Annotated in this window: 11 protein-coding genes; all 11 read right to left on the reverse strand. The window is 36.4% G+C overall.

Annotated features, from left to right (window positions below; all coding sequences use genetic code 11):
* Window positions 1-92: 92 nt before the first annotated feature.
* The 11 genes from cotE to KQI76_RS07760 all read right to left on the reverse strand — a co-directional run bounded on the left by cotE (window position 93) and on the right by KQI76_RS07760 (window position 11,874).
* Window positions 93-638 carry an outer spore coat protein CotE gene (gene cotE, locus KQI76_RS07710; RefSeq protein ID WP_216399752.1) on the reverse strand — a complete coding sequence of 182 codons (546 nt, stop codon included), beginning with the start codon at window positions 636-638 and terminating at the stop codon, window positions 93-95.
* Between the two features lie 634 nt (window positions 639-1,272).
* Entirely contained in the window at window positions 1,273-1,635 is a 363-nt protein-coding gene (locus tag KQI76_RS07715; RefSeq protein ID WP_216399753.1) for a YlbF/YmcA family competence regulator, read from the reverse strand.
* A gap of 6 nt (window positions 1,636-1,641) precedes the next feature.
* Entirely contained in the window at window positions 1,642-3,192 is a 1,551-nt protein-coding gene (gene miaB / locus KQI76_RS07720; RefSeq protein WP_216399754.1) for a tRNA (N6-isopentenyl adenosine(37)-C2)-methylthiotransferase MiaB, read from the reverse strand.
* Window positions 3,193-3,424: 232 nt separating this feature from the next.
* The gene (locus KQI76_RS07725) at window positions 3,425-4,348 is read right to left on the reverse strand and encodes a dipeptidase (protein WP_216399755.1); all 924 of its coding nucleotides are present in this window, start codon (window positions 4,346-4,348) and stop codon (window positions 3,425-3,427) included.
* 305 nt (window positions 4,349-4,653) lie between these two features.
* On the reverse strand, window positions 4,654-4,914 hold the full coding sequence (locus KQI76_RS07730; RefSeq protein ID WP_091497296.1) for a stage V sporulation protein S: 261 nt from the start codon (window positions 4,912-4,914) through the stop codon (window positions 4,654-4,656).
* Window positions 4,915-4,999: 85 nt separating this feature from the next.
* Window positions 5,000-5,797, reverse strand: coding sequence for a TIGR00282 family metallophosphoesterase (locus tag KQI76_RS07735; protein WP_216399756.1), 798 nt, complete (start codon window positions 5,795-5,797; stop codon window positions 5,000-5,002).
* A 261-nt stretch (window positions 5,798-6,058) separates the two neighbouring features.
* Window positions 6,059-7,630: a ribonuclease Y gene (gene rny, locus KQI76_RS07740; protein ID WP_216399757.1), complete on the reverse strand. Its 1,572-nt coding sequence runs from the start codon at window positions 7,628-7,630 to the stop codon at window positions 6,059-6,061.
* A 256-nt stretch (window positions 7,631-7,886) separates the two neighbouring features.
* Complete coding sequence (gene recA / locus KQI76_RS07745) at window positions 7,887-8,927, reverse strand: recombinase RecA (RefSeq protein WP_216399758.1); 1,041 nt, start codon at window positions 8,925-8,927, stop codon at window positions 7,887-7,889.
* Between the two features lie 160 nt (window positions 8,928-9,087).
* Entirely contained in the window at window positions 9,088-10,332 is a 1,245-nt protein-coding gene (locus KQI76_RS07750) for a competence/damage-inducible protein A (RefSeq protein ID WP_216399759.1), read from the reverse strand.
* Window positions 10,332-10,910 (reverse strand): CDP-diacylglycerol--glycerol-3-phosphate 3-phosphatidyltransferase, encoded by a 579-nt coding sequence (pgsA, locus tag KQI76_RS07755; RefSeq protein WP_216399760.1) that lies wholly within the window; start codon window positions 10,908-10,910, stop codon window positions 10,332-10,334. The genes KQI76_RS07750 and pgsA overlap by 1 nt, the downstream gene beginning before the upstream one ends.
* Window positions 10,911-10,983: 73 nt before the next feature.
* The gene (locus KQI76_RS07760; RefSeq protein WP_216399761.1) at window positions 10,984-11,874 is read right to left on the reverse strand and encodes a helix-turn-helix domain-containing protein; all 891 of its coding nucleotides are present in this window, start codon (window positions 11,872-11,874) and stop codon (window positions 10,984-10,986) included.
* Between the last annotated feature and the right edge of the window lie 573 nt (window positions 11,875-12,447).

Consider the following 12,447-nt stretch of genomic DNA (forward strand, 5'->3'; position numbering starts at 1 on the left):
CTTTTTATTATAACACAATGACCCGTTTCCATAAAAATCATAGCAATAAATTGAAAATTTTAAAGCGCACAGAATTTCTGTACGCTTTAAATTTAATCTGTAGATTCTGGCTCTAAATTAATCAACTCTTCTTCGGTTAGTTGATCAACCCAATCATCATCATCAGTTCCACCTGTTGGATCGACACGAACTGATACCTTGGTATCCCCTATCACTTCTACTAAGAATTCACGTTCAACTTCTGTTTGAATTTTTTGTTTTGCCTGATCAATTGTACATGACGTTGAATTGGGTTGTTGGAGAACTTTTGCATAGACATCAACTTTATTACCAACTGTTTGTTTATCTTTAACTGATAATTTAATTTGATCACTATAATTTACTCGTTCAGTGACTACCTCCGTTTTTGTATGATCATTATATGAATACCATACATTAATATCATAACTACCGTTTACTTCAACAAACTCTTCTCCCTTTCGTTTGGCATTATATAAGTGATTAATAATCCAGCAGCCTAAGATGCTGGAAGGTTGATGAGTTGGATTGACAACATGTTTATCCTCTGTGAACTTACGACCTTTACCAATTACAGCTTTTGTAATGATTTCCCGATAATCTTGATCAAGAAATGACATATTTTCATAACCTCCATTCTTAATATTCAGCTTATGCAACATCGCTAGGCGAAGTGACATTCACCATCTAATTCATCCTATGCATGTGCCTATTTTCTGCTACTAATAAAAATACTTTTTGAGAATCAGATCGTGGTTTTAGCTCAACATGGAGGTAGAAACAAAATTTTGATCATTTGGTTTTCCCCTAACAGCAATGAAAGTTGAAGCTGTGGGACTGGGACTTCAGTTACTCGTCCCACCAAAAATATTCATCTAGGGAAGGCGTTCATCCAGAGTGTAAATCACAGAGTGACTACTCTAAACCATTTAAATCGTGATAAATCTATTTAAATGATCATGAGATCAAAAAGGAATCCAGTGTCTTGAACTGCCCCCTGTCAATTAGACAGGGAGCAAATCATCTACTGAATTCCCTTTTTATTTTTAGCCAGGCTTTGTCCCGGCCTCTTCTTAATTATTTAATTTCCTAAACTTTATAAAGTGAGCCTATACAGTTGGGGCGGTCTCCTATCCACTGAGTATTAGATGAACAAATCAGACCTTTACAGACTGTTGATCTCACACTTATCATTTGATATTCTACCTGATATCATGGGTCAAGATCTCACAGCCACTTAATCTGCTGCAAAAATTATTCAATTGATTTAAATTTTGTATCGACTTTTTTATCAATATTATCGATTAATAATTGGAGCATATCATTAACTACAACTTGGGAAGATTTAAATTCTTCAACAATTGGTATTGCATCAATTTCGGCTTGGATCGCATCAATTTGTGCATCGACGTGCTTGACAGCTTCAACTTTTCCATAAGCCTGTAAATTGACCGCTTGCTTTTGAAGCCCCTTCATTTGATCAATCAAATCCTTAACCTTTTGATTATCATTTAATCGTGCTTCTAATGCTTTAAAACGTTCAACCTCTTCTAATTCATCCAAACGGTTTGTGATTTCATCTACTTTACTAAGTATTTCCTCTCTTGAATAAGTCACAGCTTATTACACCTCTACCGTATTCTCTACAAATTCGCCATCCAATGACCACGTTTTTGCCTTAGTTATTTTAACCGGAACGATTTTTCCAATTACAGATTTTGGTGCTTTAAAGTTTACTAATTTATTTCGCTCAGTATAACCTGAAAGTACATCAGGATCTTTCTTACTTTCGCCTTCGACCAGAACATCGACAATCTGTCCTTCATATGCTTTCATTGACGCTTTTGACTGTTCGTTAACAAGAGCATTAAGACGTTGCAATCGTTCTTTTTTGACTTCCATCGGGATGTTATCCTCCCAGCGTGCTGCTGGAGTCCCTTCTCGAGGTGAGTAGATGAATGTATAGGCAGCTTCAAAACCTACTTCTTTCATTAAAGTCATCGTTTCCTCAAATTGTTCATCTGTTTCATTAGGAAAACCGACAATTATATCAGTTGTTAAAGTTGCATTTGGCATTGCCGCACGGATTTTACGAACTAATTCTAAATAGTCTTCACGTGTATAACGCCGCGCCATCACTCGTAAAACTTCAGAGCTTCCTGATTGAACAGGTAAATGAATATGATCTAATAAATTGCCACCTTTAGCGAGCACCTCAATTAGTCGATCATCAAAATCACGTGGGTGCGAAGTGGTAAATCGAATACGTGGGATATCAATTTTTCTCAACTCATCTAATAAATCACCTAAACCATATTCAAATTCAAAATCTTTCCCATATGCATTAACATTTTGTCCGAGTAAGGTAACTTCTTGATAGCCCTGAGCAGCTAAATGTCTCACTTCTTCGATAATATCTTCTGGTAAACGGCTTCTCTCTTTACCTCTAGTATAAGGAACAATACAATATGTACAGAATTTATCACATCCATACATTATATTTACCCAAGCCTTGATATTTCCTTTACGCACTTTTGGTAAGTTTTCAATAATATCGCCTTCTTTTGACCAGACTTCAACAACCATTTCTTTACTAAACATCGCCTCTTTTAAAAGTTGTGGTAAACGATGAATATTATGGGTTCCGAAAATCATATCAACAAAAGGATGCTTTTGAAGAATTCGATTAACTACAGATTCTTCCTGAGACATACAACCGCAAACCCCAATAATTAAATCAGGATTCTCCATCTTAATCGGTTTTAAATGACCAATTTCACCAAAAACTCGATTTTCCGCATTTTCCCGAATCGCACATGTATTTAATAAAATCACATCTGCTTCAGTTGTTTCTTCCGTTGGCTGGTAACCTAAATCAGTTAACAAGCCTGCCATCACTTCACTATCATGCTCATTCATCTGGCAACCATATGTACGGATGAGAAATTTCTTTCCTTGCCCTATTCCTTTCATATCCTCGGGAATAGCATAATCGTAATGAATATCTACATCTTTTTTTAATCGTTTTTTAGCTTTCTTTAAATTAGGTGGTTGATAAGTTGCTTGGAAGTATTTACCGATTAATTCATCAGCATCCATCTTTTTTAAGCGATCTAAATTTGCTTGAGGATCATTTTTTATTTGATTTGTTTCTAGACGTTGTTCTTCGTTCATTAAAGTAACTCCTTTCCTACAATTGCTACTGCATACAGTTTAACATGTTAGCAAACATTTTGGGGAGAAAATAGCTCATTTTTATCGCAGATTAACTGACCGTAACTCTCGATTTTAATTATAGAGTGAAATCTTCAGATAATAAGCCGAGGATTGGCAGTCAGCTAAAGCTCGATTCCTTCATCCAATGCTTGTTTAGGGATGGGGAAAATATCACTGAATAAAGTTTTACTTATCTTTGGTGGGAAAATCTTTTTAAAAAGTTTTCTCTAGCTATTTTTTTTATTATAGATTGAGAGTAATGTTTTTCCATTTGCTCTTGTAATCGGTAATAATCGCTGACAGTGCTTAATCCTTCAATTGTCTCAGTAATTCCATCAAAGTCTGAGCCAAAAATAAGATGATTCTCTGCACCCATGTTAATAAAGTGATCGATATGCTTAAATAGATCTTTAATATGAACGGGCTGATTTGATTTAGTGAACTCGGGGACAAAGGTTAGGCCAATCAACCCATCACGTTCAACGAGAGCTTTAATTTGTTGGTCATCTAAATTACGGCGATGCTGACAGATGGTAAATGCATTGCTATGTGAAGCAATAACATGTTTTGCTTGATCAAGCACATCATAAAAACCATTAATTGACAGATGGGAAACATCAGTCCATATTTGTTTTTGATTCAACACCTGAATGACCTCACGCCCAAAAGCAGTAACTCCTCCCCTTTTTGCACTCATAATGCTATCGGCAACCGCGTTATCATTGTTCCAGGTTAAGCCAACCATTCGAACACCATAATTAATTATTTTAATAAGTTTGTTTAAATCTGTACCAATCGGGTGACAGCCTTCTAAAGTTAAAATCGCTCCTAATTGATCAGGCTGTAACTGATCAAGATCTTGTTTTGATTTAATATGAATGATATCTTGGTTTGGAATAATTAACTGTTCATAAAATATCTCAATCATTTGTAAAGCAACGTCATACTGCTTCTGTTGTGGAAGATAATCAGGAACAAAAATCGCAAAGGCCTGAATTTGAACAGGACTATTCCGCCACTTATTGAGATCAAATTGTAAGCATTCACTACTATTCAAATCATAATTATATCGCCATAATTGATAAAGCAAATCACAATGCGCATCGATGATCATAGAGCTCCTCCTTTAGATAAAGCGAAACTTCAATCAGTGAGGTGTAGATCTATAGGACGTGGCGGTTTTAGTTTACCTTCCCCTATCCTCCACTGATTGGGGTTGGAACTGGGACTGGGACTTCGGTTACTCGTCCCACCGAGGATATTTGTTCTACTACAAGGGGAGGACCAAAAGGCCCTTGAACCTATTGGGCCCTTACTGACAGTTGCACTACGATAAAAAAATCCTGTTTTATGTATCGCACAGAACAGGATAAGATGGGGCTTCTGTCAGTGGACACTCCTTCCACTGACAGGCTTTATTCATCTCGGTTCAACAATCAGCTTAATCGCTGTTCGTTCTTCATTATCAATTTTAATATCTGTAAAAGCGGGGATACAAATCAAATCAACACCACTTGGTGCAACAAAACCTCGCGCGATCGCAACCGCCTTAACAGATTGATTAAGTGCACCTGCACCAATCGCTTGTATTTCTGCCGATCCTCGTTCACGTAATACGTTCGCTAAAGCACCTGCTACTGAATTTGGGTTTGATTTTGCTGAAACTTTTAATACATCCACTTTTGCTACCTCCTATAATTTCATAAGTCCTTACCACTTTTACTATATTCTCGTAAAAAAATGATATGCTAACTTCCGATCAAATTTAGGAAAAAAAAGGGCTGTCTTCAGTAATTAAAATTCGATTAATTTGCTCAGCTTTACCTGTTTTCTGATCAATATCAATAATTACACCACTTAATTGTGCTTTACCTTTTTTAATTGGCTCAAAACGAACTGGTAATTGAGTTAAAAATCTTTTGATTACAGCCTCTCGGTCTGTCCCAATTATCCCGTCATATGGGCCTGTCATGCCAACATCTGTGATATATGCAGTTCCTTGATCAAGAATACGATTATCCGCAGTTTGCACATGTGTATGTGTACCAACTAATGCACTAATTCTACCATCTAAGTACCAGGCTAATGCAAGTTTCTCACTAGAAGCTTCTGCATGAAAATCAACAAAAATTACTTTTGTTCGTTTGCTTGCTTCTTCAATGAGTTGATCAGCTACTTGAAATGGATCATCGATTGCAGGTAGAAAGGTTCGACCTTGTAAATTAATAATTGCAATTTCTACCCCATTAACATTGACATAATCGATTCCCTTTCCAGGCGTACCCGTAGGAAAATTAGCAGGTCGAATCATTTTCTTGGCATCATCAATGAAATCAAAGATTTCTTTCTTATCAAAAGTATGATTGCCCATTGTTAGGAAGTCTGCCCCATAATCCAAAAGCTGTTTATAAATTTTCTCCGTTATTCCTTTTCCAGCAGCTGCATTTTCTCCATTAACAATGGTTAACTGTGGTTGATATTTTTGTTTGAGTTTTGGTAAATAGGTTTGCAGTTGCTCCCTACCCATTGAACCAACAATATCTCCAATAAATAAAATTCTCATCCTGTAACCCCTCAATTTATACAATTTTTATACTCTCATGCACATAGTCATAAAGTATTTGCTTATAGTTTCACACAATATCTAATGCTTGTCAAAAGCATACAATGAACCTTCACTTAGTGGAGATCTTCTTGATCCTCATTTATCAGCTAATCATTCCCTTAACATCATCGAAGCGGGAGTCTAATCTGTGCTAAATAGAAAAGAGCGACCGTGTGCTAACGGGCGCCCTCTTTTAATTACTTTACAGAAAATATTGAGTTATTTCGCATACTCAACAGCTCTTGTTTCACGAATAACAGTTACTTTAATATGTCCAGGGAAATTCAATTCATCTTCAATTCGTTTTCGAATCTCTCGCGCAATACGAATAGCTTCTAAATCATCAATTTCATCTGGTTTAACCATGATTCGGACTTCACGACCTGCTTGAATGGCAAATGATTTCTCAACACCTTCAAAGGATTCAGAGATCTCTTCTAATTTCTCAAGTCGTTTGATATAATTCTCTAATGTTTCACTTCTTGCACCTGGTCGAGCAGCGGATAAAGCATCTGCAGCTGCCACTAATACAGCAATTATTGAAGTTGGTTCTTCATCACCATGATGTGAGGCGATCGCATTTATCACTATTTCTTTTTCTTTATACTTGATAGCGAGTTCTTTCCCAATCTCAACATGACTTCCTTCCACTTCATGGTCAATTGCTTTACCAATATCATGAAGTAGACCTGCACGCTTGGCTAATGTAACATCTTGTCCAAGTTCTGCCGCGAGCAACCCAGATAAGTGGGCAACTTCTATTGAGTGATTTAATACGTTCTGACCATAGCTTGTACGATATTTTAAGCGACCAAGAATTTTAATTAAATCAGGATGTAAACCGTGAACACCTACTTCAAAAGTAGTCTCTTCACCAACTTCTCGAATATATTCGTCGACCTCACGCCTTGATTTTTCAACCATCTCTTCAATTCGTGCTGGATGAATTCTTCCGTCCTGAACTAATTTTTCTAAGGCGAGTCGGGCTATTTCACGTCGGATCGGATCAAAACCTGATAAAATAACAGCTTCAGGAGTATCATCAATAATTAAGTCAATTCCTGTTAATGTTTCTAAAGTCCGAATATTACGTCCTTCTCGTCCAATTATTCGACCTTTCATTTCATCATTAGGAAGGTTTACTACGGATACAGTTGTTTCAGCAACATGATCTGCTGCACAACGTTGCATAGCATAAGATAAGATATCCTTGGCTTTTTTATCTGCTACTTCTTTTGCTCGGTTTTCTGCCTCTTTAATGATAAGTGCTGATTCATAATTAACTTCTTTTTGAACTCGTTCTAAAATAATTTGCTTTGCTTGCTCCGATGTATAACCAGAAATGCGCTCCAGTTCAGCTTGCTGCTTTTCCAACAAAGCTTCTACTTTGCCTTCCATTTCTTCAATTTGTTGTTGTTTTTCTGTTAGTAAAGTCTCCTTCTTTTCTTGCATCCATTCACGTTTATCCAACGTTTCATCTTTACGATCAAGGTTTTCTTCTTTTTGCAGAAGTCTATTTTCTTGTTTTTGTAATTCAGCACGTCGTTCTCGAAGCTCTTCATCAGCCTGCTGACGAAGTTTATGATTTTCATCTTTAGCTTCTAGTAGGGCCTCTTTCTTTGCTACTTCAGCGTTTCGATGCCCTTCTGAAACGATTTGTTTCGCTAATTCTTCAGCACTAGAAATCTTTTTCTCTGCAATCGATTTACGAATCAGATAGCCAACAACAATACCGACGATTAGGATAGCTAAACTGGAGATGATAAAAATGATTACATCCACGTTACCCATGGTTTCACCTCCTCTTGCTATTCATTTTTAACTCATTTTAAGTCGGCATGTACTTTGTATTACCTATTTCAAATGCGTCATTAATTTTTCAGTATAATTAAAATAATTATACAATATCAATTTTAATGGTGTAAATAGGCAATGTCAAGAAAACTAAAGAGACTATTTAAAAATTGTTTAATCATGACCCAAAAGAAAGAATAAAAGACTGTTCTAAACTGCAGTTGCAAAAATAGACCAGTCTTATGATTTGATATTATTCTTCCGGAATTAATTCATCAATTACGGCTTCTTCAGAATCTTGCTCAAAACCATCTAAATGATAATGTTTTCTTACCGCTTGGTTAATCTCATCAATCAAATTTGGGTTTTCTCTAAGAAATGCTTTAGAATTTTCCCGGCCTTGACCAAGACGCTCTCCTTGATAAGAGTACCAAGCACCACTTTTTTCAACAATATCTAGTTCAGAGGCAATATCAAGTAGTTCGCCTTCTTTTGAGATTCCTTCACCATACATAATATCAACTTCCGCTTGTTTAAATGGTGGAGCAACCTTATTTTTAACAACCTTAATTCTCGTACGGTTCCCGACGATTTCGTTCCCTTGCTTAATCGCCTCCGCTCGTCTAACTTCTAATCGAATTGATGAGTAGAATTTTAACGCACGACCTCCTGGTGTTACTTCCGGATTACCAAACATAATACCTACTTTTTCACGGATCTGGTTAATAAAGATAGCTGTTGTTTGGGATTTATTGATTGCTCCGGAAAGCTTACGTAATGCTTGTGACATTAATCGCGCCTGTAAACCGACATGTGAGTCTCCCATATCTCCTTCAATTTCTGCTTTAGGAACAAGAGCCGCAACAGAGTCGATAACAATAATATCTACAGCGCCACTTCTAACTAGAGCCTCAGCAATTTCTAAAGCTTGTTCCCCAGTATCTGGTTGTGAGAGTAATAGTTCATCTGTGTTTACTCCTAAATTTCTAGCATAGACTGGGTCTAAAGCATGTTCTGCATCAATAAATGCGGCGGTACCTCCTAGTTTCTGTGCTTCCGCAATCGCATGCAATGAAACGGTTGTCTTACCTGATGATTCTGGTCCGTAAATTTCAATAACCCGCCCCCGCGGATAGCCACCAATACCTAGAGCTACATCTAATGTTAATGAGCCACTTGAAACAGTTGCAATTTTCCGCTCAGCTTGCTCACCTAATTTCATAATTGAACCTTTTCCAAATTGTCTCTCTATCGATTTCAACGCCTGATCTAAGGCTTTTTCACGATCACTCATCCAAACTCCTCCTCAATACTCAATTAAACATATCATAACCCTTTTCATTAAAATATACAAGGAAAAAAGCGAATAAACGTTCTTATATTTTGACAATGTTATTGAGTCCCTTTTTATAAAATAAATCTGATTTCTCCAAATACTAAGTCTATTAACAAGATTATTTTAGTTTTTCATAAAGTAATTCTAGACCTTTTTTTACTGTACGATTCCGAATCATTTCACGGTTTTGTGGAAAATCAAATACTTTCATTTGATAGTCATGACTTGATAAATATAAACAAATATAAACCCTACCAACTGATTTATTTTCAAGTTTATCAGGTCCTGCCACACCGGTAAAACTAATCCCATACGTTGTATTAAATTTTTCTTTTGCTTGTTTAGCCATCTGATAAGCTGTTTGTTCACTTACAACGCCATATTGATCAATCGTAGCTCGGCTAATTCCTAAAACATTTTCTTTCGCATCTGGGGTATAACTCACAATACCACCTTTAAAAACTTGACTTGCACCTGAAATAGAGACAATAGCATCTGCGAACCGTCCACCAGTTAAGCTCTCTGCACTTGCAATGGATTGGCCTTTCTCTTTCAATAATTGAACAACAACCTCACTCAAGGTTTGATCGTCAGAGCCATAAATATATTGACCAACAATTGCTTCTATTTCCTTCTCCTTCTGTTCAATTAGATATTGGGCTCTATCAGTAGAGTCTGCCATGGCCGTCAAACGTAAAGCTACTTCGCCATCTGATGCCAAAGGTGCAATGGTTGGATTGGTTTGAGCAGTAATTAGTGACTTTAATTTCATTTCAAGCTGAGATTCACCAATCCCCACACAACGTAACATTTTAGAAACAATCACATCATGTAAGGTATATAAATTCTCAAAATAAGGTAAAACAGTCTCAATCATCATTTGTTTCATTTCACTTGGTACGCCAGGCAATAAAACAAAATGAGCATCTTGATAAGGCACAATCATACCAGGTGCTGTACCAATCAAATTTGGTATAATTTGAGCACCATTAATAATCTTTGCTTGCTTAAAGTTATTTTCGGCCATCACTCGATTTGAACGTCTAAAGTAATCTTTTATCTCCCTCAAAACCTGTTCATTTTCAACCAAATCCTGTTTTACAAGCTTTGCTACAACCTCCCGTGTGATATCATCATCTGTTGGTCCAAGGCCGCCAGTAATTATAATAAGCTGGGAACGACTAAGAGCATGTCTAAATACAGCTTCCATTCGTTTTTCATTATCGCCAACGGTATGGTGATAATAGACGCTAATTCCCCTAGTAGCAAGTTGTTGCGAAATCCATTGACCATTGGTATTAGCTATTTGACCAAGTAACAATTCGGTACCAACTGCGATAATTTCGGCTTTTATCATTGTCATTACTTAGACTCCTTCATTACATGCCAGTTTTTAACAAAATAATCAACCCCGGAGATAACAGTTAAAATTAGGGCAATATAAAGACAAATTGAACCAAGAGGCCAACCCAGATAGGAGAATGGGAAATTGTGTAATAATAAAAGAATCACTGATATTAATTGAAAAGTCGTTTTCCATTTCCCCATATTCCCTGCCGCTAATACGATTCCCTCACCTGCAGCAACAAGTCTTAAACCTGTAACAGCAAACTCTCGTGAAAGTATGATGATCACTATCCAGGCAGGGACTAATTTGAGCTCAATTAACAATACAAATGCAGCAGTTACTAGTAGTTTGTCAGCCATTGGATCTAAAAATTTACCTAAATTCGTAACTAATTTATATTTCCTTGCATAATGACCATCTAGCCAGTCTGTTCCAGATGCAAGCATAAATATTAAAGCTGCTACAAAGTGGGTAATAGGTAGTGTAGTAGACCCGATCACCCACTCTCCCCAATCTAATGGGAGTGTTAGAATTAAAATAAAAATAGGAATGAGTAAAATTCTTGATATAGTAATTCGATTTGGTATATTCATTAAAAAACTTCCTTTCAAATTATAAATTGGTAAACCCCACCCATCACTTGATGAGCGGGGTTTATTTAATCGTTTATTCTGGGTCTTCATTAATATATATCCATAATTCCTGTACCGCGGTTGCAGACATTTCTTCTGCTAATTCTATCTTTGTGTCATTAATGGATATTGAGATATCTCCGGGATTTCCAAATCTCAAATAAACATAATCATCCTTTGAAATATCAAATGTGACAGGTGATTCACTAGATTGAAGCGTAGCATAAAATAATTGCTCACTCTCATCATTTTCAACTTCCAACCAGTTACTTCCCGATGACTCAATGAGCAATTCCAATGAATCCTCATTTGTATTCAACTGATATTTAGAGATGTTATTTTCAAATGAAACAAATTCTAACTCAAATTCGTCCTCTTCGATAGGATCTTCAGTTGAATCATTTTCATCTTCATCTTCTGTATCTGTAGCTTCTTGGTCAACATCCTCACCATCATCTTCCGGCGGTAGAGATACTTCATCTCCCGCTGATTGATCTGTTTGTACCTCATTGGCTGGTCCCTGATCTTGTCGATTATTTTGATCTAAAGCAAATCGATAAATAAAGAATAGCACACCTAATATAAGAACAATGACAACAATTGTAGGGAGTAATGCGGCAAACGGTGATGATTTTGTCGATGTTGTCTTTCGTCTTGTTCGCTGCATTTGTGAATAATCAATTTCACTGTCAGACACAGGAATTTCATCTTGATATTCCGCAAAAAGCTCGTTTACATCCACCCCAACCACATTAGCATATTCCTTAATAAACGCACGAGCATAAAAGCTCCCAGGTATAAGAGAAAAATTGTTTTCTTCAATGGCTTTCAAGTGCCTAGTTTGGATTTTTGTCATTTTTTGAATATCTTCTAAAGATAGCCCTTTTTCTAGGCGGGCTTCTTTTAATTTCTCGCCAATTTGCATCTATAACACCATCCGTTTACTTAATTCAATACCAAAACATCATCTTTTAAGCTAACTCTATCATAAATGATTTTAGCTTTTTATAAAAGAGATAAGGTCAATATTTCAACTTTTTTATACTTTTACAAGTCTAGTAGCTTTTTATAATTAAAACACACTATTATTAGACTCTCACAATGAGAAAAAAGTTACAATATTTTTAACGAATTTCACAATGACCTAACTGAAGATAAAAATAAACCATCAAGTTAGGGAAAATACCATGATTTCTACTATAGGTGAATACTTTCGACCTAATCAATCCTGGTCCAGGTGAATAAAGGGTGGATAAACGTTGGAACTGGGACTGGAACGGTGGTTACTCGTCCCGCCCCGAAATCATTTCCGGTTACTCATCCCAACGTATTATTTGCGATTAATCGTCCCAGCAAAAACATTTGTTTATAGCGCAAGGGAATAACCTAAAGACCCTTGAACCAATTGAGCCTTACTATTAGTTGATCTCCCACTTACCATGCTTACTTTCCTTAGAATGCTTGAAGTGGGTATCTTACTGACAGTTGAACTGCAATA

Source organism: Amphibacillus sp. MSJ-3, from assembly GCF_018919165.1.
Taxonomy (GTDB): Bacteria; Bacillota; Bacilli; order Bacillales; family Amphibacillaceae; genus Amphibacillus.